This window comes from Pseudonocardia sp. DSM 110487, from assembly GCF_019468565.1.
Classification (GTDB): domain Bacteria; phylum Actinomycetota; class Actinomycetes; order Mycobacteriales; family Pseudonocardiaceae; genus Pseudonocardia.
Window position 1 is genome coordinate 19083 of record NZ_CP080522.1, and the last position, 21526, is coordinate 40608.

Annotated in this window: 32 protein-coding genes; 23 read left to right on the forward strand and 9 right to left on the reverse strand. The window is 69.7% G+C overall.

Going from position 1 to position 21526, the window contains the following annotated elements:
• The first annotated feature begins 1 nt into the window (after position 1).
• Both K1T35_RS47550 and K1T35_RS47555 read left to right on the forward strand, forming a co-directional pair.
• Positions 2-1273 carry a ParA family protein gene (locus K1T35_RS47550; protein WP_220263374.1) on the forward strand — a complete coding sequence of 424 codons (1272 nt, stop codon included), beginning with the start codon at positions 2-4 and terminating at the stop codon, positions 1271-1273.
• Positions 1270-2355 carry a ParB/RepB/Spo0J family partition protein gene (locus K1T35_RS47555; RefSeq protein WP_220263375.1) on the forward strand — a complete coding sequence of 362 codons (1086 nt, stop codon included), beginning with the start codon at positions 1270-1272 and terminating at the stop codon, positions 2353-2355. The genes K1T35_RS47550 and K1T35_RS47555 overlap by 4 nt, the downstream gene beginning before the upstream one ends.
• Positions 2356-2592: 237 nt before the next feature.
• Here the strand turns inward: K1T35_RS47555 and K1T35_RS47560 are convergent, their stop codons facing one another.
• The 5 genes from K1T35_RS47560 to K1T35_RS47580 form a co-directional block, all read right to left on the reverse strand.
• Complete coding sequence (locus K1T35_RS47560) at positions 2593-3057, reverse strand: hypothetical protein (protein ID WP_220263376.1); 465 nt, start codon at positions 3055-3057, stop codon at positions 2593-2595.
• Positions 3058-3145: 88 nt separating this feature from the next.
• On the reverse strand, positions 3146-3463 hold the full coding sequence (locus K1T35_RS47565) for a hypothetical protein (protein ID WP_220263377.1): 318 nt from the start codon (positions 3461-3463) through the stop codon (positions 3146-3148).
• Between the two features lie 133 nt (positions 3464-3596).
• A complete protein-coding gene (locus K1T35_RS47570) occupies positions 3597-3830 on the reverse strand; it encodes a hypothetical protein (protein ID WP_220263378.1) in 234 nt (77 codons plus the stop codon).
• Positions 3831-4406: 576 nt separating this feature from the next.
• Entirely contained in the window at positions 4407-4655 is a 249-nt protein-coding gene (locus tag K1T35_RS47575; RefSeq protein ID WP_220263379.1) for a hypothetical protein, read from the reverse strand.
• 109 nt (positions 4656-4764) lie between these two features.
• Positions 4765-5634 carry a hypothetical protein gene (locus K1T35_RS47580; RefSeq protein ID WP_220263380.1) on the reverse strand — a complete coding sequence of 290 codons (870 nt, stop codon included), beginning with the start codon at positions 5632-5634 and terminating at the stop codon, positions 4765-4767.
• Positions 5635-5930: 296 nt separating this feature from the next.
• On the opposite strand from K1T35_RS47580, the gene K1T35_RS47585 reads away from it, so the two are divergent.
• From K1T35_RS47585 to K1T35_RS47600, 4 genes are all read left to right on the forward strand, one after another.
• Positions 5931-6860 (forward strand): ArdC family protein, encoded by a 930-nt coding sequence (locus K1T35_RS47585; protein ID WP_220263381.1) that lies wholly within the window; start codon positions 5931-5933, stop codon positions 6858-6860.
• Positions 6861-7060: 200 nt separating this feature from the next.
• A complete protein-coding gene (locus tag K1T35_RS47590; RefSeq protein ID WP_220263382.1) occupies positions 7061-7267 on the forward strand; it encodes a hypothetical protein in 207 nt (68 codons plus the stop codon).
• A gap of 137 nt (positions 7268-7404) precedes the next feature.
• Positions 7405-7785 (forward strand): hypothetical protein, encoded by a 381-nt coding sequence (locus K1T35_RS47595; protein ID WP_220263383.1) that lies wholly within the window; start codon positions 7405-7407, stop codon positions 7783-7785.
• A gap of 471 nt (positions 7786-8256) precedes the next feature.
• On the forward strand, positions 8257-8817 hold the full coding sequence (locus K1T35_RS47600; RefSeq protein WP_220263384.1) for a hypothetical protein: 561 nt from the start codon (positions 8257-8259) through the stop codon (positions 8815-8817).
• A 107-nt stretch (positions 8818-8924) separates the two neighbouring features.
• Here the strand turns inward: K1T35_RS47600 and K1T35_RS47605 are convergent, their stop codons facing one another.
• Positions 8925-9365, reverse strand: a complete 441-nt coding sequence (locus K1T35_RS47605; RefSeq protein ID WP_220263385.1) for a hypothetical protein — start codon at positions 9363-9365, stop codon at positions 8925-8927.
• Positions 9366-9908: 543 nt separating this feature from the next.
• Between K1T35_RS47605 and K1T35_RS49570 the strand changes: the two genes are divergently transcribed.
• Positions 9909-10037 (forward strand): hypothetical protein, encoded by a 129-nt coding sequence (locus tag K1T35_RS49570; RefSeq protein WP_255622844.1) that lies wholly within the window; start codon positions 9909-9911, stop codon positions 10035-10037.
• 56 nt (positions 10038-10093) lie between these two features.
• Here the strand turns inward: K1T35_RS49570 and K1T35_RS47610 are convergent, their stop codons facing one another.
• The 3 genes from K1T35_RS47610 to K1T35_RS47620 form a co-directional block, all read right to left on the reverse strand.
• Positions 10094-10405, reverse strand: a complete 312-nt coding sequence (locus K1T35_RS47610; RefSeq protein ID WP_220263386.1) for a type II toxin-antitoxin system PemK/MazF family toxin — start codon at positions 10403-10405, stop codon at positions 10094-10096.
• Positions 10406-10418: 13 nt separating this feature from the next.
• Positions 10419-10634 carry a hypothetical protein gene (locus K1T35_RS47615; RefSeq protein WP_220263387.1) on the reverse strand — a complete coding sequence of 72 codons (216 nt, stop codon included), beginning with the start codon at positions 10632-10634 and terminating at the stop codon, positions 10419-10421.
• A 119-nt stretch (positions 10635-10753) separates the two neighbouring features.
• Complete coding sequence (locus K1T35_RS47620; protein ID WP_220263388.1) at positions 10754-11029, reverse strand: hypothetical protein; 276 nt, start codon at positions 11027-11029, stop codon at positions 10754-10756.
• Between the two features lie 286 nt (positions 11030-11315).
• Here K1T35_RS47620 and K1T35_RS47625 point away from each other — a divergent pair, with 286 nt between their 5' ends.
• The 16 genes from K1T35_RS47625 (at position 11316) to K1T35_RS47700 (ending at position 21500) form a co-directional block, all read left to right on the forward strand.
• Complete coding sequence (locus K1T35_RS47625) at positions 11316-11657, forward strand: DUF3846 domain-containing protein (RefSeq protein ID WP_220263389.1); 342 nt, start codon at positions 11316-11318, stop codon at positions 11655-11657.
• 654 nt (positions 11658-12311) lie between these two features.
• Positions 12312-12680, forward strand: a complete 369-nt coding sequence (locus K1T35_RS47630; RefSeq protein WP_220263390.1) for a WGR domain-containing protein — start codon at positions 12312-12314, stop codon at positions 12678-12680.
• Positions 12677-13657, forward strand: coding sequence for an AAA family ATPase (locus K1T35_RS47635; RefSeq protein ID WP_220263391.1), 981 nt, complete (start codon positions 12677-12679; stop codon positions 13655-13657). The genes K1T35_RS47630 and K1T35_RS47635 overlap by 4 nt, the downstream gene beginning before the upstream one ends.
• Positions 13654-15471, forward strand: coding sequence for a VWA domain-containing protein (locus K1T35_RS47640; protein ID WP_220263392.1), 1818 nt, complete (start codon positions 13654-13656; stop codon positions 15469-15471). The genes K1T35_RS47635 and K1T35_RS47640 overlap by 4 nt, the downstream gene beginning before the upstream one ends.
• Positions 15472-15865: 394 nt before the next feature.
• Positions 15866-16117: a hypothetical protein gene (locus tag K1T35_RS47645; protein ID WP_220263393.1), complete on the forward strand. Its 252-nt coding sequence runs from the start codon at positions 15866-15868 to the stop codon at positions 16115-16117.
• On the forward strand, positions 16117-16593 hold the full coding sequence (locus K1T35_RS47650) for a hypothetical protein (protein ID WP_220263394.1): 477 nt from the start codon (positions 16117-16119) through the stop codon (positions 16591-16593). Before K1T35_RS47645 ends, K1T35_RS47650 begins: the two co-directional genes overlap by 1 nt.
• Entirely contained in the window at positions 16586-16867 is a 282-nt protein-coding gene (locus K1T35_RS47655) for a hypothetical protein (protein WP_220263395.1), read from the forward strand. Before K1T35_RS47650 ends, K1T35_RS47655 begins: the two co-directional genes overlap by 8 nt.
• Complete coding sequence (locus K1T35_RS47660) at positions 16860-17126, forward strand: hypothetical protein (protein ID WP_220263396.1); 267 nt, start codon at positions 16860-16862, stop codon at positions 17124-17126. The genes K1T35_RS47655 and K1T35_RS47660 overlap by 8 nt, the downstream gene beginning before the upstream one ends.
• Positions 17127-17200: 74 nt before the next feature.
• Positions 17201-17542, forward strand: coding sequence for a hypothetical protein (locus tag K1T35_RS47665; RefSeq protein ID WP_220263397.1), 342 nt, complete (start codon positions 17201-17203; stop codon positions 17540-17542).
• Positions 17542-17715: a hypothetical protein gene (locus K1T35_RS47670; RefSeq protein WP_220263398.1), complete on the forward strand. Its 174-nt coding sequence runs from the start codon at positions 17542-17544 to the stop codon at positions 17713-17715. The genes K1T35_RS47665 and K1T35_RS47670 overlap by 1 nt, the downstream gene beginning before the upstream one ends.
• The gene (locus tag K1T35_RS47675) at positions 17712-17894 is read left to right on the forward strand and encodes a hypothetical protein (protein WP_220263399.1); all 183 of its coding nucleotides are present in this window, start codon (positions 17712-17714) and stop codon (positions 17892-17894) included. The genes K1T35_RS47670 and K1T35_RS47675 overlap by 4 nt, the downstream gene beginning before the upstream one ends.
• Positions 17887-18264 (forward strand): hypothetical protein, encoded by a 378-nt coding sequence (locus K1T35_RS47680; protein WP_220263400.1) that lies wholly within the window; start codon positions 17887-17889, stop codon positions 18262-18264. The genes K1T35_RS47675 and K1T35_RS47680 overlap by 8 nt, the downstream gene beginning before the upstream one ends.
• 64 nt (positions 18265-18328) lie before the next feature.
• Positions 18329-19288 carry a hypothetical protein gene (locus tag K1T35_RS47685; protein WP_220263401.1) on the forward strand — a complete coding sequence of 320 codons (960 nt, stop codon included), beginning with the start codon at positions 18329-18331 and terminating at the stop codon, positions 19286-19288.
• 62 nt (positions 19289-19350) lie between these two features.
• Complete coding sequence (locus K1T35_RS47690; RefSeq protein ID WP_220263402.1) at positions 19351-20217, forward strand: hypothetical protein; 867 nt, start codon at positions 19351-19353, stop codon at positions 20215-20217.
• A 231-nt stretch (positions 20218-20448) separates the two neighbouring features.
• Complete coding sequence (locus tag K1T35_RS47695) at positions 20449-20823, forward strand: hypothetical protein (RefSeq protein WP_220263403.1); 375 nt, start codon at positions 20449-20451, stop codon at positions 20821-20823.
• Positions 20824-20882: 59 nt separating this feature from the next.
• Positions 20883-21500 (forward strand): hypothetical protein, encoded by a 618-nt coding sequence (locus K1T35_RS47700; RefSeq protein ID WP_220263404.1) that lies wholly within the window; start codon positions 20883-20885, stop codon positions 21498-21500.
• The last annotated feature ends 26 nt before the right edge of the window (positions 21501-21526 follow it).

The following is a 21526-nucleotide window of genomic DNA, read 5'->3' on the forward strand; positions in this document are numbered from 1 at the left end:
CATGAGCGTGCCTGCATCGCCCGGCGACCGCGAGAAGGTCGTCTCGAAGCTGCCGGGGTGGCTCCGGCAGAACCTGAAGATCCGAGCCGCCCAACATGGCATCGAGATACAAACCGCGGTTGAGCACGGAGTCGAGGCCTGGTGTGCCCTTGCCTCCACCCGCGCACCGGTCGACACGTCCGGGGCCGACCCGTTCTCGACGTTCCTCCCCGCCGGCCAGTGGGACCACTTCCGGGCGGTCGCGAGCCAACGTGGCGTGTCGTTGATCCAAGGCCTCGCCCAGTCCGTGCAGCTCTGGCTGGACACCCACCCGGTTTCCGAGGCTGAGCGGCCGGCGTTCCCCCGGCGGGTCGTCGTCTGTAATCAGAAGGGCGGGGTGGGCAAAACCTCCATCGCCGCGGGCACTGGCGAAGCGCTGGCCGAGGATCCGGAACGGCTGTTCCCAGTGCGGATGGCGAAGCAACTCATCCAGGCGCTGCGCGCCTCGGACAGTGACTCGGACGGGGCGGATGGCGGCCAGGACGACGACCTGTTGGGAGTGGAGAAGCTGCCCGGCCTCGGCAGGCGGGTCTTGCTGGTCGACTTCGACCCGCAATGCCACATGACCCAGCAGCTGGGCGCCACTCCCCTACCGATCGGCGGCGACAGCCTCACCAAGCACATGGGCGGCACTCCCGAGGGCAAGCTCAGCGACCTGATCGTCGCGATCGACGAGGAGACGTTCGGAGACCGCCTGCACCTGCTGCCAGCGTGCCACGACGCCTTTCTTCTCGACGTCAAGCTCGCGTCAGTTCGTGCGCGCGAGGCCGCGCTCGAGCGGGCGCTCGCCCCGCTGGAGGACGATTACGACGTAATCCTTGTCGACTGCCCGCCCAGCCTCGGGATGAGCATGGACGCAGCGGCCTACTACGGGCGCCGGCGCGAGGGAGAGGAACCTGGCCGGTCGGGCATGCTGATCGTCGTCCAGGCCGAGGACAGCTCCGCCGACGCGTACGAGTTGCTCACCCAGCAGATCGAGGATCTGCGCGGCGACCTGAATCTGGAGCTCGACTACCTCGGCATCGTGGTCAACCTGTACGACGCGCGGCGGGGCTTCATCGCGACGTCCTCGCTCAAGGGGTGGATCGCGATCGAGGATCCGAGGGTGGTGGGGTTGGTCGGCGATCTGAAGGAGCAGAAGGAGGCAGTGCGGATGAAGCGTCCCCTTCTGTCGTACGCCCCGCGCAGCGAGCAGTCGGTCGCGATGCGCGCCCTTGCCCGGGAGCTGCGATGACCAAGCGTGATCTACTCGGATCCGGACGGTTCGGCGGCACACAGGGCGTGAGCGCTCGACGCGCCGCGATGGCCGCTATCACGACGGTGCCGACCGACGGTGTCGCACCGCCCACCAAGCTCCCGGTCAACCGGATCAGCCTGAATCCGGACAACCCCCGCTCGAGCATGGGCGACCTCACCGAGATGGCCGGGAGTCTGAGGGACCACGGGCAGAAGGCCGCGGTCACGGTGATGAACCGGGACGCGTACGTTGCCGCGAACCCGACCCGCGAGGCCGAGCTCGAGCCGGACACCACCCATGTCGCGATCGACGGAAGCAGCCGGGTCGCCGCCGCCCGCGAGGCCGGGCTGGAAGAGCTGCGGGTGATGGTCGACGACGAGCAGGGGTCCACCGCGGAGGAGATCCTCGAGTCCGCGCTCGTCGCGAACATCCACCGCCGGGACCTGTCCGAGCTCGACGAGGCGCGGGCGCTCGGCCGCCTGCTGACCATTCACAGGACCCAGGCCGCGCTCGCCGAGCGCCTGCATCGGTCCCAAGGCTGGGTTTCGCAACGGCTGGCCCTGCTGAACCTCACTCCTGAGCTGCAGCAGCGGATCGGCCACGAGCCGATCGACCTCCTGCGCGCCGTCGGGAACAAGCCGCCCGATCAGCAGGTGCAACTGCTGGAAGAGCTGAAGCGGCAACGCGCCGAGGACGAGACCGCGAAGGCCGCCGCAAAGCAGGACCGGCGGGCCGCTGAGGCCGGCGACGGACAGGGGAGCGATTACGACGTAATGAAGGACCCGCCCGATCCGGTCGAGCCGGCGAGCGGGCCGACAGCGGAACGGCGGGCGGCGAAGCGGCCGCAAGGCCAGGGGAGTGGAGAGGAACCAGCGCCGTCCGGGACACGGTCTAACGGACGCAGCGCGGCGCCCCGCCGTCCGGACACCGATGCCCCGACGATCGCCCGCCAGCTGGCGGGCGAGCTGACCGATGAGGTGTTCTTCGAGCTCGTCGGCCTGTTGTACCGCCTGGCCGAAGACCGTGATCCGCAGAGGTTCGCACAGGTGCTGCGCGAGGCCACAGAGGAGGCGCGCTGACAGTCGTCAGCGGGACGAAGGGCGCCGTCTTCGCGGTTAGTGACGCTGGCGGCAGGGGAGGGGTGATTACGACGTAATGACCCGCTCCGGGCATCGGCCGAGCCAGATCAGCGAGTGCCGGCGACGGGCGCCGAGGGATCCCGATTGATTACGCCGTAATGGCACCGCGCTTCGGCGGGCACTCGCCGGCGGACGCTCAACCACGGGCCACCAAGCGTCGTGCTCACCTCCTCGGCGTCACCGGCAATCACGGCTTCCCGCCTGGAGAGCCTTGAGATCCTCGTCGACGTACCGCTGGTAGAGCGTCGTGCCCGCCGGGTCGACGACCATGAACGGCAGCATCACCTGCTCCAACGTCACCATCGCGGTCTGCACGATCGCGAGTTGTACCTCGAGCCAGTCCTTGGCCACTCGCCACGCGACTCGCTCCGCGTGCTCGGGAGTGGCGTGCGCGCGCTTCACCTGGCCTGCCGACCACTGGCGGTCGAGGATCTTCTGCACCGGCACGACATCCACGGGAAGGGTGAAGGCGCGCAGCCCGTGCGGGCCGGCGATCTGGAAGCTCAACCCGGTCGGCCTGCCGTCCGCATACTGCACGACCACGGCGCTCGCACCATGCCGGGCCAGCTCCTCCTGCATCTGCGCGACCGTGCGCGAGGTCGGGACGGTCGTCGTGTAGTTGAGCAGCCGCCGTTCGGCCATCACGCCTCCCTAGGTGAGCAGCGGGCGACCTCGTGCGAACCATCCTGCAGGACGTCGCCCGAGCGAGACGCGTCCCTCGCCGGGGGGCTCACCGAATCGGCTCGATGTCCGGTCGTGACTTCCAGCCCGCGCCACGGTCATCGACCTTGCGCCGACAGCAGGGTGACGTCCACATCGTGCAGTCCAGGTAGCGGCCGGTGATGGTGACCGTGCCGAGGTCGTAGATCCGCCAGCAGTGCGTGCATCGCACGGGCGAGGTCATGTCCGCGAGCGCCTCACGGCCGAGTTCGTCGATGAGCCAGCCGTACTTGTCGAAGCGCCTCATCACCATCGATCCCACCGCTTCCCGGGCCGCTTCGACCCGTCGTTGCCGGTGTACCGCAGGATGTATCGGCGTGCGCGACACGCGCAGAACTCGATCATCCCGAGTGTGCCCACGGTGGAACGCGGCGGCTGGTGGGTGCACGGCTTCCTCGGCGGCGCGCCGCATACGCACCGGTCACCGGGTGCGAGTAGCCGTAGGCAGCTGTCGCACACCATCAGTGGAATGCCTTCCAGGGGCCGGTGAGCACGTTGCGGCCTGCGTCGCTGGTTGGTTCACCGCGCCGCGGATCGCGGGGGAGTCCGGTGGACGGATGCTGGGCCAGTACGGCGCGGCCAGCTGGAGTGATCCCGTACCGCTCCTGGCTGTACCAGTAGTCGATGACCGCGAGTAGCGCGGCGGCGCGCTCGGCGTTGGTGTGACGTGGATCAGTCGATTCGACGGCGATCATGGCGAGTGTCCTCTCCGAACGGGTCGGCTCTGCATCGCGAGGCGAACGATCTGCTCCGCCGCGGCGACGAGCCGCCCGACAATCCGGGTGACAGCCAGGTCGCCGCACGCAGCAAACGTAGCATCAGTGCAGGCCCATCTCAACGTCTTAACGCCAAAACGTGCTAGCGCTAGAGCGGGGTTCCGGTTCCGCCCCTCGTCCACACCGGTCGCAGGCGCACGTCCCGGAGGCCCGCCGTCGGCGACTCAACCGCCACCAGCGCACACGATCTGCACCCTCGGCTATCCCCGGCGCGGAGCGCGGGCCGGACAACCACGGTGGGGACAGGTCCGGCCGCTGGAGCTCGCGTCCTTGTGCAGCTCCAGCCACCGGCTGGTCCCCGCCGCATAGGCCGCGTGCGCAGCCCGCTCGCGCTGCTCCAGCACGATGAGCGCGCTTTCCAGGTTGGTCATGGTCCGTCCAGCTGATCTGCGTCGTTCGGGCCGCTGGGTCGCCTCGAGCTGGCGCCGCAGGTGTGGGCGCGTTCGGGTGCCCAGGGCGGGCCGCTCCTTGCGCGATCGAGATCGCTGGGCGGTATCAGGCCGTGTTCGATTTCCGGGTGATGGGCTGTGCACGTCGGAGCCGGGACGCCAAGGCCTTGCCTGCCAGCTGACGGGTCGAGCGCTGAGCGACCACGTGCGCCCGCCCCGCGTCGATGCAGGCGTTCCACACCGCCGGGTTGAGCGGGGCACGGGCTGTGTAGCCGATCACCAGGTCGCCCAGCTGCACTGCATACACGCCGTCGGCCTGGGCGACGAACGTCAGATCATCGATCGGGGCGGGCATGGGCGTCCTCCTGATGGTGTGCTCCGACGTGGGCTGACAGCGCTTGGACAGGGCGGTTGAGCGGGTTGACGGACGTGCCGCTTGCGGCGCGCCGGCGAGATTCCGTGGGTCAGGAGGCGGCACGGGTCCGCCAGCGGGTCCGCCAGTCGGGTTCGCCGTGCTCGGGGAAGTGCCCCTGCCACTGCACGTGCGACAGGTCGGCCGCGTGCAGCGCGCGCTGGTACCACTCCAGCGCGAAGTGCGGGCACCATGAGCAGGCGCCGGGATGGGTGCACCGTTGAGTGCGTCGCTCCGGCTCGTGGCGGGCCGCCCGGGACCAGGCCTGGGAGTCGGCCGACGTCAGCAGGTGCCCGACACGGCGCAGCCCGCCGGACTTGACGCCGAACCCGTGCAGGGGCACGTCGGGCAACGCATCAACGATCGCCGACACGATCCGCTCGATCAGGTCGGTGTTCTCCTGACGGCACACGCTGCCGATCGCGACCATGTCGACCTGCTCCGGGTCGCGCAGGTCGACCCCGGCCGCGGTGTAGCGCTCGATGCAGCGCAGGTAGTCCTCTGGTGACTCGGGATCCCCCTGCAGCGACGGCTCGAACGGGCAGGAGTCGTCGGAGTACTCGGGCCACAGCGTCCGAAGCTGCAGGAAGTTGTCGACGGTGCGCGCCTGGTGCTCGGCCACGGTCAGCCCGGTCTTGGCCAGCATCTGCGGTTCGCACATCCAGTCCTGCAGGGCCGCCCATCCCATGACGCCGATCTCGCGGTCGTAGCGGGCCACCGCCGCGACGTACTCGCGGGGCGTGGTGCGCCACTCGCCGTACATGCCGATCTCGCTGAACCCGCCGGAGTCCAGGGCCCACGGCACGTTCGCGCGACGCAGCTTGACGAGGCGGGCCAGCCGCCGATGCGAGACGAACAAGGGCAGGTAGGCGGAGCGCCAGAGCCACGACGGTTCGGGGGATCCCAGGTAGAAGCGCTCCATTGGATCCTTCAGAACCGCACGCCGCGGGTGACGATCCCGAGCTCGGCGGCCTCGTCGAGACCGTCGTGGATGGCGGCGCGGGCGATGCTTGCGGCGGCGGCGGTTTCCATGATCGCTCCTCAGGGTTGTCGCGTCCTCGCTGTCTCTAACCGTAGCGCGTTATGCCGCTAGCGTCAACACAGGAAAACGTGAACCCGCGCTCGCTGCCAGCTGCTATCGCGTCCACGACTTGCTTCTGCGCCATCAACCCGCTAGTCTTACAGACAGTAGATCGGACACGGGGGAGGGCTTACGACATGGCGGCCAAGCGGCGCGGCTCAACCAAGCGGAGCGACATCTACGCGACCATCACCGACCAGGTGATCACGCAGCTCGAGGCCGGGGTCGCACCGTGGCACCAGCCATGGGCCAACGGCCTCGGCATGCCGCGCTCCATGAGCACCGGCAAGCTGTACCGAGGCGGCAACGTGATGCTGCTGGCGATCAGCGCGCGCGTGAACGACTACACCTCGCCGTGGTGGGGGACCTACCGGCAGATCGCCGAACGGGGCGGCCAGGTCCGCGGTGGTGAGAAGTCGACCCTCATCACGTTCTGGAGGACCGACGTCGAGACGGACGAGAGGACCGGGCAGGAGCGGCGCCGGGTCATCCTGCGGACCTCGAGGGTGTTCAACGCCGAGCAGGCGGACGGCCTCGCGCTGCCCGAGCCGCCGATGCCGCGCGACAACGAGCGGATCGCCGCGTGCGACGAGGCCGTTGCCGGGTACCTCGCCCGGGGGCCTCGGCTGCGCATCGGCGGCGATCGCGCCTACTACAACTCGGTGCGCGACGAGCTCGCCCTGCCGCCGCGGAGCGCGTTCGACACCTCCGAGCACTACTACGGGGCCCTGTTTCACGAGCTGACCCACTCGACCGGTCACGCTTCCCGCCTTGCCCGCGAAGGCATCACCGAGGGCCACCACTTCGGCGACCCCGACTACTCCCGGGAAGAGCTGATCGCCGAGATGGGAGCGGCGATGCTGGCCGGGATCACGGGAGTCGCGGCCGTGACGCTCCCTGAGTCGGCCGCCTACCTGCAGTCGTGGATCAACGTGCTGAGGGGAGACACCCGGCTCGTGATGAAGGCGGCCGCAGCCGCGCAGAAGGCCGCGGATCTGATCCTCGACGCCGCCGCAGTCGTCGCAGAGCCCGATAGCGACGTGGAGCACGCCCGCTCTGCGGCGTGACGCGGCCGGTCACCCCCGGCCCTACCCGGGGGGACCCGCCGTTGCGGACCGATCGAGCTCGTCCGTGGGGGGTGTCGGGCCCGACCGAGGCGCCGGCAACGTCGACAGAATCCACGTTTTCACGTCTTGACGTTACCTCTGCAATCCGCTAGAGTTGCAGACAGCAAGCAGGACGTTCACAACTCCACAGGGAGGCCACCATGGCTGTTGTCGGCCCATTCGTCGATGAGGACTTCGACACGATCACCGCCCGCTGCCCGGAGTGTCAGAACGTCACCGAGCATGAGCGCACGGAGTCGCTCAACTTCGGGAACCAGATCGCCAGGTGCACCGCGTGCGACTGCGAGTGGAACGTCACCCCGGTCGACGAGAAGGCGATCCTGGCCGAGGCCCAGCGCGGCTGGTAGCCGGCGCTCGGCGCCCGACGAGCGCCCCCCGGAATCGGGGGGCGCTCGTCATTCGAGGCCCGGCTCTGACCTTCCTCGGCCCGCATGGAGACGGCCAACGAGACCTTCGAACCCCGAGCTGGACAGGAGGCGAGATCATGACCATGACCACGGCCGCCGAACACGCCGCCGTCGCCGCCACACGGGCCCGTCGCGCCGCCCGCCAGCTGGGCGGCCACGCCGAGCTCCTCGGTCGCTACGGCGTCACGGTCACCCAGCACGTGCGCGCCATCCTCGACGCGGCGGTCGCTTGCGACTTCGCGTACCAGGCGGCCGATGCCATCCTGGAGGCCTCGGCAGACGTCAGGCGGGCGGGTGACCGGATCAACGGCACTCGCGCCTACGGCCCTCGCCGCGCGCGTGTGATCCAGACTCGCTCCGGCGGCCACCGGGACGGGGATCGGCTCGTCGCGATCGCGCTCAACTTGCAGGCCATCGTGGGCGACCGCCCCGATTCGGACCTGTTCCCGGTCCGCTGACTGAACGCCCCCCGGCTCCTGCCCGGGGCGTTCGGCGTTTCAGGGGCCAGCACGACTCGAGCTCGCGAATCCAGGCGGAAGCCGCTGTCGACGCTGCGGAGCTACTGGTCGGCGAGCTGGGCGGCCGGCGCACCCGGTCAGCAAACTGCGGCGGTGCCGTCCGGCCCGCTGCCCAGAGTCTTGACTGCGTCGTACTCACGATGTCCTAGCACGTACACAGGTCGTACCCACATTAAAACGTGTTGCTGTTGCCGCGTTAGTCCGCTACTCTTACGGACAACGGAGCTTGCGTTTGGCGCGGTAGGGGGAACATCGAGATGAGCAATCTCATCCACTGCTGGCCCCCTGTGAACGGTCCGCGCAACCCACCTGGCCGGCGACGAGCGGACATGCTGCGCGATCGCGTCCATACCGTCGGGCAGGAGTGCTCGGGGGGTCCGGCCAGGAGAGGCCCGCGCGGGAGTGTGGACGATGAACGCCACGCCTGACGGGCTCCTGTGCCACTGCGACGTCGATCCGATCGGGCACGCGCCCGGCACCCTCGACTGCCCGACCGTGGTCAAGGCGGGCGCCTACCGGCGGTCGACGACCGGGTCCGTGGTGAGCGGCCACGGCATTGCTGCGACGCACCAGGCGAGGACCGCCACGGGCACCTGCCCCGACTGCGGCCGCCGCGGCGTGCGGGTCAAGCGAGTCGAGATCCGCGGCCACCTCCCCGGCCAGGAACGCCGGCGGGCGCAGGGTTACCAAGGCGGCCTCCTCGGACTCATCCCGGCGCTGATGCCGCACAGGACTCCCGGACGGCGCCGGCGGGACTGCGGGGGCGCAGGCAAGGTGCCCGCCGAGATCCACTACCGCATGAGCCCGTTAGTGACGGCCCACGTGCAGGAGTTCGGCCTTGGGTACGTGGAGGCGCCCGGGGCGCTGCTCGAGCTCCCCGGCGCCCCGGCTGCGCCTAAGTCGAACTCAACGCCCGACTGCGCCGAGCACTGGCAACGCGTCCGGCCTCGGCTGCAGGGAAGCCAGACCTGAGCCGACAGCAGGCCGCAACCGCTCGAGCACCCTAGGAACGGACCGTCGAGACCCATCCTTCCGACGACGATCCGCAGGTAGCCGTGCAGCGCCGCGAAGCGCTCGTCTCAGCCGCCCTGGCGGGCGATGGTCACGAAGTCGTGGCCAGCACGGCGGGCCTCGGTGGCGAGGCCGGCGCGCACCGAATGGCCGGTGAGCTTCAGGTCCAAGCCCGCCACGCTGCCCGGCGCGACCGATGACCTCGCCGACAGCCTCGCCCGAGAGGCCGCCGAGCACGCGGCCGGGCCGGTCGACGCGCCGGAACGCTGGGCCGGTAACGATCTCGCGGACGCCTCCTGCCACCGCTTCCACGTGCGCACCGGGCACGTGGCCTCGACCTGGCCGCGGAGCACGGCGGGCCGCCGCGGCTTGGTCTTGGAGAAGCAGACGTGCACGAGCAGACCGTTCTCGTCCTCCGTGATGTCGGAGACCGTAAGTGCCAGGGGGCAGAACTCAGTGGTCGGGGGAGGCGCGCCGAGGGGCATCGCGTTGTGCACGAGGGGGCGCACCAGAAGTTCTGGGCTGACGCGGGATCTCCTAGGCCGGGCCGGGCATCGTGGTCATGCCCGCACAACGCGGTGGCCGCTCGAGCAGGTGTTCGCCGCCTGGCATGCGTACACCTGCCTGGCGAAGTTCTGGCGTCGCCGTGCGCTCGACAAGTCGTACGACGACATGCTCACAACGCGTCCACCTGCCACGCGTGCGGTTCACCAGCGCCAGCTCAGCGAGGTATCGCGCACACCAGCTGGCTCGCCGTCCCCGACGAACACGCAGGTCTGACGCCCCCGATACTCTTCCGTCAGGAAGGCCGTGCATAGATGTGCGCGAACGGAACGCGTTGGCGGGCCGGGAAGCGCACCCTGCGCCGGCCGACGTCGGAGCCACCGGCGCCGAACGAGGAACGGCACCCCTGTAGCGAGGGGTGCCGTCGAGCCTCGTGCCTTCCGTTTGGAATGCGGGATACACACCGAGTTAGAAGGGCACTAGACGTGGGCGATTGTAACGGGCACCTGACAACGGGGGATAGCGGAGGCCACTGGCCTGCCGCGATCGTGGCCGCTTGCGGCCTGATCGCCTCCCCGGAGGCGGTGCGCAGGCTGGCATGGATCATCATCCTGATGATCGTCCTGGTCCTGGTGGCCAAGTTCCCGTGGGATGCGGTGCTCCCGGTGCTGCCGTAGCCAGCGGTCCGGCCCGTCGTGCCGGTGTGGCGCGGCGGGGCGGTCAGCCCGGCGGTCTAGCTGGGCAAGCCGTACATGGCGGCGATCGCGACCTCGACCGCCTCCATCTCGTCGACCGTCGCGGTGCCCACCTGCTCACCGAGCCGGCGCCGCATCACAGCCTCGGAGGTCATGACGTTGGCCCACCCGTGAGGCTCGATCCGGACGATCAGCAGGCCGCCGGGGTCGCGGTCGATGATCTGGATCCCGCGGACCGCGGGCAGGTTCTCGTCGTCGTTCAGCGCATCCGCGCTGACGATCAGACGGAGCCGGGACTGGCCCCGACGTTCGATGACTGGTCGGTAGGTCCAGATCTCGCCGCGCCGCACGGCGACGATCGTGTCAGGCGCCCAGCGCGGCTTCCCGTTCGGCCTCGGCGTCCTCGAAGAATGAGGGGTTCTCCTGGGCCCACACGGCCAGCTTGGCCACGCCGTCGGCGATCGCGAGCTCGTGCAGCTGGCGCGCCGCAGCCTCGGCCATCGACCCGCCGCGCAGCCGGGCACAGGCCCGCAGGTACCGCGCGGTGGCGGGGTCGACCTGGACCTCGACTCGCTCCATGTCATGAGCGTACGACATTCACGCCCCGCCGCGGGGGCTATGGGGCGGCGGCGCCGGGCGCCCCGCGCCGCACTCGGAAGTCGGGACCCGCTCCCGGCCGGTCCGGCGCCGCCGCGTCTCTACCCTGCTGGCCGGACGACGAGGCAGCGGATCCGGTCGCGGCCGAGCGCCAGCTGCGCGAGGTACCGGTGCTTGCCGTCGCGGATGAAGAAGCGGCCCGGGACGTCGGGGTCAGGGCCGACGATCGGCGGGGCGACGTGCGCGCCTGCGCCGCCGTCAGCCATGAGCGCCCGGTAGAACTCCGCCTGCTGCAGGTCACAGACCTGGGCCGGGCCTAACACGACGTCGTTGGCGGCGAGCCATTCGACGGCGAGCTCGTCCTCGGGGGCGATCAACGTGCCCTCCGGCCCGACTGCCGGGGGCCGGCGCCGGTGTCACCCCGCTCGTCGAGCTCCGCGGCGGCGCCATCATCGGCCTGATCCTGGGCGCGGTGCTGGTCGCCGTGACGGCCTGGGGGTGCGGACGTGGCGGTGAGGCGCACCAGCTCTCGCCTGGCAGCCGGCAGACCAGAGTTAAAGGAGGGGCTCGCGGGTCGGCACCTGCGAGGTCACCAACACACCCTGTCCACTCAACGCGGTACAGATATAGACATAGCTACGTCAAGCCGCTATGGTTACAGACATGAGCGATGCGGTCGTGAAGGGCCTGAAGATCACGCCGGACGGCGAGGTGGACGATGTCGAACTTCCCGCCGCCAACACCACCAAGGGCCTGCACCGGGCCATCGGCTGCCAGCGCGTAGACGTGGTGCGGCTGACCACACGGGTGGACATGTGGATCGACGAGGAAGGCCTCGACACAGCGCCGGCGAATCAGCCCGCTACTGCGGTCGCTCAGGCCTTCGGCTGGGTCTGGCAGAGCTACCACGGCACGGTCGTGATCACCGAGTTCGACGACGAGGGCAAGACCACGTCACTGAGCGCCGGAGCCCGCGCGCGCGTGCTGGAAATCCTAGGCGGCTGATCGCCGCATTCCCTGCAGGCGGCCCCGGGGGTCGGTGAGGCGGCCCGGCCCCCGGGTGTCCCTTCAACCCTCCCGAACACGAGATCGCTGTCATAACACAGAGGTCGTGATGACACGGAGCAGTCACCGAGACGACAAGGTCCGATACGAGGACCCGTGGCTCCTGCCGGAGAACAGGGAACGTCGAACTAGAACTCGACGACGGCGGCATGTGCACCGTCGACGAAATTTCAGGTCGGCCACCTCGCCGGATGCGGCCACGGTCCCACGAGGCCGTGATGACCCACGCTGCAGCGGGCCCTCTCGACATCGACTGCCCCGACGACGCAGACGACCACGGGCGCGCGAAGCCGGACGCGCGGACCCTCGCTGGGCGCGAGATCTCGCCGCCCACGAGTCACCGGAGATGAACGCGCCGCCGACGACGGCGACGCCCCGGCGACCAGGCCGCGTCGACGACCTCCGCAGCCGTGGAAGGACCCGGATCGCCGCAGGTAGATAGCTCGAATTAGCGGGTTCACGTATTGACGCTTACACGTTAGCTCGCTAGGATTGTGGACAGTATCGAGACGACCAGGGGGGAGTTCTGATCATGGGTGAGCCGATCCAGCCGAAGCGCGGCGACCTCGCCGGGGCCGAAATGAGGCCGACCGCATGAGCAGCGTCCCCCGAGCCGTACACGGCTTTGAACTCCGTTGCACGACACCACCGCACAACAAGTTCTGGCGCGCATTCATCGCCGGTCAATACTACGTGGTCCACTACGGCTCCATCGGCGACCCCGGCTCCTTCCGCGGCTCCAAGAACTGCCAGACACCCCTAAAAGCCAGACTTACGATCGAGGCCAAGATCCGCGAGAAGATCAACGAAAAGGGCTACACCACACACCATGGGCCGATCACCTTTATCGTCCCAGAAACGCTCATCGCCGAACTGGATGAGCCCGGGGCCGTGCGTGATTTGGCGCGCATTCAGCTCGTGGACTGCTTCCTCCGCGCGGCCAGTGCGGGGGTGACCCGATGAGCGAGGCGGAACGCCTCATCGGCGAACTGGGCGCATTGGTCGACGCGACCGCCACTGGGCACACCGCGCCGGGAGCGACACCACGACGGGCCCGCGCCACCACAACCACTCCGTCGCGGCCACGTCGGCACCGGCCACGCATCACACCAGTAGGCCCGCAGACCCGCCCCAATGGCGAGATTTACCAGCCGCGCACCATCGGCGTACATGAGGACCTTGCGCTGATCCGCACGGCACGCCAGCACCACGAGTCCGTGCTGCTGTACGGCCCGCCCGGAACCGGCAAGACGGCCGTGCTTGAGGCCGCGTTCGTAATGGACGCCAGCGCTGGCACTCCCGGTTTCGAATCCATCGTCGTCGGCGACGACACCAATGTCTCTGATTTCGTTGGCAGCCTGCACGTCAACACGAAGACCGGCGAGGAAGAGTGGGTCCCCGGACCACTGCACCGGGCCGTCGTCAACGACGTTCCGCTGTTCGTCGACGAAATCGCCCTCGCCGACCCCAACGTGCTGTCGATTCTCTACCCGCTGATGGACGGCCGCAGAGTCCTCAACATCACCGGCTACGCAAAACTTCCGCCCATCCCGGTTGGCGACGGCTTCTCGATCCTCGGTGCCTACAATCCGGGCGTCCCCGGCGCCGTGCTGTCGCCCGCGCTCCGTGACCGCTTCGACCACGTCATTGAGGTCCCGTCCGACTGGACTCTCGCTCGCGAAATGGGCGTCAACGACGATCTGGTCACCGTCGCGGAAAACCTCGACCGCAAACGCCGCGACGGCTCCGTGGTCGAGGGCATCCAGCTGCGAACCCTGTTGAAGGTTCAGCAGCAGATCGAGCGCTACGGCCAGGAGTACGCGCTGTCGGGGTTGCTGGCGAAGGTCAACGACCTGGACCGCGCCGAGGTGGCGGCTGCATTGAGGGCTCGGTTCCCGCGTGTCGAGCCCCTGCGTATGGGCGGGCGGTACGGCCGATGAGCACAATCCCCACGGCTCGCGAACTGGCCGCCCACGCTGCGAGCCGGGAGGTCGACGCGGACTTGCAGGACGCCCGCGATGCGTTGACCCGTGACTTGAATCTGATCATCAACACGCTCGCGGGTCGTCGCGATGTGCTGTTGAACATGGTGTGGGACCGACCCGACGTTGCGGTGCCCGCATGGTTCGACCCGGGACGTGCGGAAGTGTCGATCAACGCGCACATCGCGCTCGGGGACGACGTGCACCCGGACGACGTGGACCCGATCACCACCGATGGGCGCCTGAGGCATCCTGTGCTGATCGGGCTGTGCTGCCACGAAGCCAGCCACGCACACTCCACGCGATGGCAGTACGACGTTCCGGACGGCACGCCGCCGCTGGTGCTGAACGCGGCCAGCCTGCTGGAGGACATTCGCATCGAACACCGCCAGCTCGGCCGCCGCCCCAGCGACCGTGTGTACCTGCGCGCCACGTCTGAGCATCTGATCCTGCCTCCCCGTGGTGCGGCCACGACGACGTTGGAGAACCGGTGGCGGGCAGCGCAATTCGCGGCGCTGGTGTTCGGCCGCGTCGATGCGGGAATCCTCGAGGCCGGTGACGTGCTCGAACTGCTCCCGATGCTGCACGCCGCGCTCGGCGTCAGCACATTCGAGACGCTGCGGGACATCTGGTGCGACGTGCTGACTGTGGCCGACGGCGACACGACCGCGCTGCTCGCGGCCGCCCGGCGCTGGATCGGCGCCGTCGGTGCGGATGAGAACACCGACCCCGATCACGACGGCACCCGGATGCCGGGTTCGGCGTGCTCGGGTCACCACGGCGACCACGGCAGGCACCGCGAGGACGGCAGGGACGACGCGCCCGACCTTCTGGCGGATGCTGCGGCCGCTGCGCTGGCTGCCGTCACGGACGCAGCGATCAAGGACGCTGCCGGTGAGATCACACCGCCCCCGGACAGCAGCGCCGGCGACAAGGCGGTAGCTGAGCATGACGTCGAGGCGAGCGACCGCGACGATGCCGAAGCAGCCGCCGCGCACGTGTTTGCTGGTCGGGGCAGTTTCGCCTCACCGGTCAGGGGCACTCGCGCGCCGACCAGCCAGGAACGCCGCGAGGCCAACCGGCTCGCGGCTGCGCTCCGCAGCGCGCAATACCGTGCCCGCGCTAAGCGCAGACTGCGCTCCGACACGCCTCCCGGCCGTGTGGATGGGCGCGAGATCGCGCTGGGACGCGCACAGCTGGCAGCGGGTATCCCGGTAACGGCGCGGCCGTTCCGGCGCGTGGAGCGGCACCGTGTGCCGCAGCCACCGATCACGGTCGGCATCGCCGTGGATGTGTCCGGTTCGATGGGGTGGGCCGAATCGTCGCTCGCATCAGCCGCTTGGATCGTGGCCTGGGCCGTGCACCAGGTCAGCGGCACGTCGGCAACTGTCACCTTCGGAGATGCGGTCACTCCGATCACCCGGCCGCGAATGGCTCCCGACAAGGTCACCGAGTTCTCCGCGGAGGGAAGCACGGAGGAATTCGTGACCGCAGTACAGGCTCTCGATGGCCAGTTGCGGCTGGCCAGCGGGAAGGGCGCACGGCTGCTCGTCGTGGTGTCGGACGGGGACCTGGTGAAACCTGGCGAGCTGGAGGCAGGGCAGCGTCTCGTGTCGCGGCTCGCCGCCAGCGGTGTCGGCGTCATCTGGCTCGACTTGCACGGCCGGTCCAGCGTTATGGCCGACTGCGCCGCTGTCCAGCTGGACTCCGGATCGGAGGCAGCCGCCGCCATCGGGAAGGCCGCCGTCAGCGCCCTTCGGCAGGCGCGATAGACCCAGCCTTCGCAGCACCAGCGCACCAGCACCACCAGCGCGACCACGTAACGACCAGGGCCCGCCCGGTCGCGAAGGCCTTCCGCGGGTGTCCGGGCACGGCTCGGGACATCGCCAGCAGGTCCGCAACGAGAACCGGGTGCGCGTCACCCCCGGGCCGCGTCCCCGACGATGCACGGTCCAGGCGGACGACTCCAGGGACGTGTAGTCGTAGCATCACGCGAAAACGTGATACAGCTTTACAGTGAACTAGGAACGCGCTACGGTTTCAGACGTGGCGACGTCGCAGCTTGTGACCCGCTCGCCTCCGCAGGACATCGAGCTCGAGCCCAGGGCTGCTGTCGGACGCGGATCAGCGCGCACCTGCCGGTGGGAATTGCGAGGAGTGATCGACATGGAGATCGACGATCTGCGCGACCTGGAGCGGGTCGTGGAGGCCGGCTGCACGTTGGATCTGCCCGAGGCGATCCAACGGCTGGCTGAGGGACCCGGCGAGGACGTGAGCGACGATGTCGCAGAGTGGGTCGAAGTCGCGACCGCGTTCGCAACGCGCGTGTTTGAGCTGGACAAGCGGGCCCGCGAGCAGGCGAGCTCCAGCTCGAGCGACGTCGCGCTCAGCGCCCTGGTCATCCTCGGGGAAGCCTGATGGCCGGCGGGTACTGCGCCTACTGCGACCAGCGCTGCTTCGTCTACCGCGACCTCCCCGATGGCACATGGTCTGGGCACATGGCCACCTGCCCGCGCGGCATGGCCCACGACCGGCAGGTCACTGGGTACGACTACCGGACGGCAGTCAACCCGATCGCCCGCACCGACGAGCCGGCTCGGCCCGCCGCCGACCCGGGCCCGTTCCTCGCCCCGTTCCGCCAGCTGATCCACAACATCCACCAGTTCGGCCGGCGTTGGTCGTGGCGGTGCGGCGTGTCCGCCTCCACCCGCGACGAGCACTGCAGGTACGACCGGACCGTCGGCTCCTGGGAGCAGCTCGTCGACGCGGCCGTCGAGCACCTGCAAACCCACCACAACATCCATCTCGTGCCGCCCGGCGCGCTGGGCAGCGACACGGATGTCCCGCCGGCAGGACGACGCGACGCCGAGACCGAGGCGGAACGCCGTGCCTGAGGATGTCGCCCTGCATCAGCGCCCCGACGGCGTCGCCATCACTCACCAGGCGCTCAGCCCGAAGCACGGCGGCGGCTGGCACACCATGTGGTGGACCGGCCCGGATCCGCGCCACCCAAACGCCGCGGCCTGGTCCACCGATCCAGCCCGCGGCGCCGTGTACGCCACCGAGGGCGAGGCGGTCGATGCGTTCTCCGCGCTCGGCAACCCGCTCTACCGGTTGTCGGCGCCCCAGCTTCAGATCGCCGACCTCGAGGAGGCCCACCGTGGCTGAGCCGATCGCCCGGGTGGAGCGACTCGCGCTGATCCCGCCCGGCATCCCCGTGGATCTGCTGGCCGCGCTCGGTGACCTGGTCGACGCGGCCCTCGGCGGCGCCACGCTCGCCCCCGGTGATGGCCGCGACGCCGCGGCCGCCATGCAGCTACCCGCCGGTCTCGACCGGCGCGACGCCGCGGACCGGCCTCGCGCGGCCGCGGCCGTCATCCGCGGCACCAGCACATCGCGCAGCCGCCCTCGGAGAGCGAGGATCTGACGCTCAACCGCGCCCGAGCACAGCATCTGGCCGCCGAGTTTCGCGGCGGCCATCAACACCACAGGAGGCAAGTGATGGGCAGGCGCGAACGACAGGAGTTCAAGGCCGAGCTGACGAAGCTCGTCGAGATCGGCAAGCGTGACCGCGAGGAGACCGACGAGTTCCACGAGCAGAACCGCCGTGTGGCCGAGGCCGAGAACCGCGTAGACCCGCTCGAGAACATCTGGGTTCGGTTGCAGGTCGATCTGACCGGGACGAAGCTGCACCGCGCCCTGCGCAACCTGGCCGCCGAGGTCACCCCCAACTACGAGAAGCGGCAGGAGCGGCGGCGCGCCTTCGATATCGAGTTCGGCAACTGCACCTGCGGGAACGGCCAGCCCGCCGACAAATGCGACTGCTGGAAGGGGCGGTCGTGATGGCCGACGTGCTGGACAGGTACAACCCGGGCGCCATTCGGGAGTACGTAAGCCTGCGCCGCCAGCAGCGGGTCGGGAAGCTCGATCGCGCGAGCACCAACCGACTCGTCGAGCTCGACGCGGCGTTCTCGTCGGAGGCGCGCCGCGAGATCGAACGGCGGCACCTCCGATGAGCGAAACCTACGCAGCGACCGCAGTGCTCGTCGCCGTGATGGGCGGGGAGATCGATCGGGCAGCGAACCTGCTCGACGACCTCCTGACCAGCGAGCTGCTCAGCTTCCACGATCAGGCGGACTTGCTGGCCTCGCTCATTGGTGACGCACTGCGACGGAGGATGAGTCAAGATGGGTGAGCCCGACTTCGTGAGCATGCTGGTCTACGCCCTGGCCGGTCCGGCCGGGATGGGGCTGATCTTCGCGGTCGTGGTCGTCTGGGATCGGCTGCGCGCCCCGCACCGTGACATCCGCCGCCCGGTAGCCATCGGCGGGTACCGGGACTACCGGGACGCCTGCCGTCAGGTGGACAAGCTGGTCGCCGCCGGCGACTGGGCGCGCGCCTACGTCGGGACGGTCGCGATCCGTACATGGCTGCGCAGCGAGCGGCACTACGGCGGCCGGCGCCGGCGGGCCAGGCTCGCCGCCGAGCTCGAGCGCTGGACCGCGCGCCAGTCCGAGTACGGCCCGTCCGCCGTCGCGCCGCTCGACGAGCAGGGGAGCCGCTGAGATGGCCGTCTTCGGGGAGAACCACACGGCGCTGCAGGCGCCTACGACCGGCTCGAGGAGCGCGATGGCTGCCCCAACCGCCGTGCCGCCCTGGCGGGCCGGCGCCCTGCACGGTGCGCTCCGTGCGAGATGGGACCGGCTCCTCGGCCGTGACCGGGCCAGCCACGAGGCTTACCTCGAGCAGGGTTGGGTGCAGGAGCGCGGTGACCCGCGCGAGCCAGCCCGCGACGAGCAGATGCCGCCGCAGCTGGCGCATGGGATCTACCGGCGGGCCGGCTACCGCATCCCTGGCACCGCGGCGGAGGTGACAGCCTTGTGCGAGTGGGTGGCCGTCGCCGACGGCCGCGCCGCGTTCCGCTGGGCCGGCCCGCGCCTGGGCTGGTCGCACCCGCTGATCAGTCCGTGGAACCCGATCCTCGCTCAGCACCTCACGTTCGATCACCTGGTCGGCCACTGGGTCTGGCCGGACGAGGACGCCTGGATCGGTGAGGCGATCGTCGCCGGGCGGAAGCCGGCCGGATACTTCGCCGGGGTTGACGCAACGTGGGCTGCCCGGGCCGAGGATGCGGGGATCGAGGTGCGGTTGAGCCGGACCGGCTTCCGGCGTATACGAGCCCGAGCCGCCCGCGCCGGGACGCTCGCTCAGGTCTACGGCCAGGCTGCGCTCGAGGACCTGGTCGGCGAATACCGGCGTGTGCTGGCGGATCATGGTGCCTCGCCGGCTTGGGTAGCCGGCTTGGTCGATCCGATCCTTGAGCACCAGGATGTGCCGCTTTCGCAGCTGCTCGAGGAGCTCAACAGCAACCCGTTCCCGGTCAACGGCCTGACGCTCGGCTACCCGCCGGAGGTCACCGCCGGGTCCCTGCTGCACGATCTCGCGCACGGCAGCCCCTGGGAGCGGCGCTGCGGGATGCAGTGCGCCGAGGTGGGCGCGCTGTGCGGGCCCGACGCGGTGCGGGTCGACAACCTGCCGCAAGGCGCGCCCACGCGCCGAACCCACGGCCATGCGAGGCGAACGCGCTAGTGTTGTGTACGCGTGTGCGGGGTGGGGAGGAACGATGTCCCTCGAGGCAGCCGGGCGGGCCGATGATCGGCCCGGCGATACCGCACGGCGGCGCATCGGATCTTGGGGCGGATTGGGCGGCGCCGCGGCGGGTGGACCGAGCCCGTCGCCGATTACAAGATCACGTGATAACACGTTTGCGTGATAGCAGCAGCGGACAGCTCCGGCCGTCGGAAGTGAGGCAATCGATGATCAGGAACGGGCGACCGGTGCTCGACCGGTTCGAAGTCGGTCAGGTGCACGGCCTGACCCCTGCACAGGCAACCCGCCAGCGCCCATGGGCAGAGCCAGGGCATCCTGCCCCGGTCAACCAGCCGGGCGGGCGCAAGGGCGCCTTGTGGGACGCCGCGCAGGTGCGCGCGCACGTCGCCGGCGAGCCGATCCCACCACTCCCGGATGAGGACGCCCCGGACGATCTCCTCGACGCGGACGAGGTGGGCGAGCGGGCTGGCATCGCCACGAAGACGGTGCTGCGGTACATCCCGCTCGGGACGATCATCCCTGCGCCGGACACGACGATCCATGGGCAGCCGCACTGGCGTCGGCAAACCATCGAGGAGTGGCTGCCCAACCGTCCCGGACCCGGTGCCGGCGGTGGCCGCCCCAACGCGAACGGACTGTCGGACACCGAGCTGATGGAGCGAGCGGTGAAGTTCCACGAGGAGGCCGTCCGACAGGGGCGCACCCTGGGGATTCGCGAGCTCGGCCGCCTGCTCGAGGTCTCACCGATGAAGGCCACCAAGATCCGGGCGTCACTGCTGTCGAGCACCGATGCGGCCGCGCCGAACGCGGATGACCCTGCCCCGGAACCCGACGCCGAGACCGTCGAGAGCGCCGGCTCGAGGTCAACGAGCGCCGGGCCCGCGCAGGGATCCACGCCGCACGGGTGAGTGATGAGTGATGCGACGGCGCCCGCGCGATCCGTCCTCGGTCATCTCTCGGTGAGGCGCTCCGAGTTGGCAGGCGAGCCTCGGGTTGCCGGGAAGGAAAGCGCATCGGTGAGGGCATGGCAGAAGCTCATCAGGCTCGGGACCGCGCTGGCAGTCGCTGCGACGGCGGCCGGGTGCCAAGCCAGCGGCATGACGGGATCCGAGTTAACTAGCGCGATCGAGACCGCTGATGTGCGCACCGATCGCACGCCGATCGCCGAGCGCTTCCCGCGGCTCGGCTCGTTCGTCGAGGTGCGATGGGTGGGCGGCCGCGCCGGCGACGAGCGAGTGCCGGGCCCGTCGACCTACTTCATCGAGGCCGTGGTCACGCTCAGCCCGGACGACGTCGCACGGCTGGCAAGCAGCTTCGAGCTCACCCCCGCAGCCAGCCCTCCGCGATCTCCTGCCTCGCTGACCTCGTTCCTCGAGGGCCGTGGCCTTGAGGAACGCGGCCGCTGGTGGACCAGCACCGAGCTCGAGGCGGGATTCGGGCCCTCCGGCTGGGTGAGCGACGTGTTCATCGCCCTCGACGAGGGTGTCGCCTACGTCAGCGCCAGGGGCGAGTGACCACCGGCTCGTGACCGCACGCCGACTCGGCCATGCCGCGACTTGAGGAAGCGGGGGAGATGGACGTCGAAGAGAAGCAGGTGCTGGCCCAATCGGTCACCGAGTGGCTGGGCCTGCCACCGCGGCTGCTGCGCCTGCTCAGCGCCGTGCATGAGGCAGGCCACGCGATCGTGGCGCACACCGTCGATCTGAAGGTCACCGCCGCCGCGGTGGCCAGCTTCGACACGATCGGGCTGGGCGGTGACCACATCAGCATCAGCATCGCTGCTGGTCAGTTCGTGCCCGCACCCGACATTCTGGCGATGCGTGCCGCCGGGTTCCAGGCGTCGTTCATGTGGCTCGACGGGCGAGGGATCGACGGCAACAGGGAGCCGTACCTCCAGGCGCTCAACACCCTCGCGGCCGGCGACCTCAACTGGTGCACCGACTTCTCCCGCACCGTCATGGGCCGGTCACCGATGCAGCAGCACACGGTCCCGGGGGCGTACGCGATCCTCAGCCGCCGCTGGCGAGCGGTGCTCTCCCTGGCCTATGCGCTGGCCGACCGGGGGGAGATGACCGAAGCACAGCTTCAGCCGTTCCTCTGCTGCGGGCCGCAGCAGCAGGTGGCTGCCCGGGAGGCGTACCTCGCCTGGCGAGGGGAAACGGCGCATCTGTGGACGGCCGTGGCCGCCTGACCGGCTCGTGAAACGCGACGAGGGCC

Bases quoted from the DNA above. Each gene is read 5' to 3' on its own strand.
- K1T35_RS47550 (WP_220263374.1), top strand. From the start codon at position 2: ATGAGCGTGCCTGCATCGCCCGGCGACCGCGAGAAGGTCGTCTCGAAG.
- K1T35_RS47555 (WP_220263375.1), top strand. From the start codon at position 1,270: ATGACCAAGCGTGATCTACTCGGATCCGGACGGTTCGGCGGCACACAG.
- K1T35_RS47560 (WP_220263376.1), bottom strand. From the start codon at position 3,057: ATGGCCGAACGGCGGCTGCTCAACTACACGACGACCGTCCCGACCTCG.
- K1T35_RS47570 (WP_220263378.1), bottom strand. From the start codon at position 3,830: ATGATCGCCGTCGAATCGACTGATCCACGTCACACCAACGCCGAGCGC.
- K1T35_RS47575 (WP_220263379.1), bottom strand. From the start codon at position 4,655: ATGCCCGCCCCGATCGATGATCTGACGTTCGTCGCCCAGGCCGACGGC.
- K1T35_RS47580 (WP_220263380.1), bottom strand. From the start codon at position 5,634: ATGGAGCGCTTCTACCTGGGATCCCCCGAACCGTCGTGGCTCTGGCGC.
- K1T35_RS47585 (WP_220263381.1), top strand. From the start codon at position 5,931: ATGGCGGCCAAGCGGCGCGGCTCAACCAAGCGGAGCGACATCTACGCG.
- K1T35_RS47590 (WP_220263382.1), top strand. From the start codon at position 7,061: ATGGCTGTTGTCGGCCCATTCGTCGATGAGGACTTCGACACGATCACC.
- K1T35_RS47595 (WP_220263383.1), top strand. From the start codon at position 7,405: ATGACCATGACCACGGCCGCCGAACACGCCGCCGTCGCCGCCACACGG.
- K1T35_RS47600 (WP_220263384.1), top strand. From the start codon at position 8,257: ATGAACGCCACGCCTGACGGGCTCCTGTGCCACTGCGACGTCGATCCG.
- K1T35_RS47615 (WP_220263387.1), bottom strand. From the start codon at position 10,634: ATGGAGCGAGTCGAGGTCCAGGTCGACCCCGCCACCGCGCGGTACCTG.
- K1T35_RS47625 (WP_220263389.1), top strand. From the start codon at position 11,316: ATGAGCGATGCGGTCGTGAAGGGCCTGAAGATCACGCCGGACGGCGAG.
- K1T35_RS47630 (WP_220263390.1), top strand. From the start codon at position 12,312: ATGAGCAGCGTCCCCCGAGCCGTACACGGCTTTGAACTCCGTTGCACG.
- K1T35_RS47635 (WP_220263391.1), top strand. From the start codon at position 12,677: ATGAGCGAGGCGGAACGCCTCATCGGCGAACTGGGCGCATTGGTCGAC.
- K1T35_RS47640 (WP_220263392.1), top strand. From the start codon at position 13,654: ATGAGCACAATCCCCACGGCTCGCGAACTGGCCGCCCACGCTGCGAGC.
- K1T35_RS47645 (WP_220263393.1), top strand. From the start codon at position 15,866: ATGGAGATCGACGATCTGCGCGACCTGGAGCGGGTCGTGGAGGCCGGC.
- K1T35_RS47650 (WP_220263394.1), top strand. From the start codon at position 16,117: ATGGCCGGCGGGTACTGCGCCTACTGCGACCAGCGCTGCTTCGTCTAC.
- K1T35_RS47665 (WP_220263397.1), top strand. From the start codon at position 17,201: ATGGGCAGGCGCGAACGACAGGAGTTCAAGGCCGAGCTGACGAAGCTC.
- K1T35_RS47670 (WP_220263398.1), top strand. From the start codon at position 17,542: ATGGCCGACGTGCTGGACAGGTACAACCCGGGCGCCATTCGGGAGTAC.
- K1T35_RS47675 (WP_220263399.1), top strand. From the start codon at position 17,712: ATGAGCGAAACCTACGCAGCGACCGCAGTGCTCGTCGCCGTGATGGGC.
- K1T35_RS47680 (WP_220263400.1), top strand. From the start codon at position 17,887: ATGGGTGAGCCCGACTTCGTGAGCATGCTGGTCTACGCCCTGGCCGGT.
- K1T35_RS47685 (WP_220263401.1), top strand. From the start codon at position 18,329: ATGGCTGCCCCAACCGCCGTGCCGCCCTGGCGGGCCGGCGCCCTGCAC.
- K1T35_RS47690 (WP_220263402.1), top strand. From the start codon at position 19,351: ATGATCGGCCCGGCGATACCGCACGGCGGCGCATCGGATCTTGGGGCG.
- K1T35_RS47700 (WP_220263404.1), top strand. From the start codon at position 20,883: ATGGACGTCGAAGAGAAGCAGGTGCTGGCCCAATCGGTCACCGAGTGG.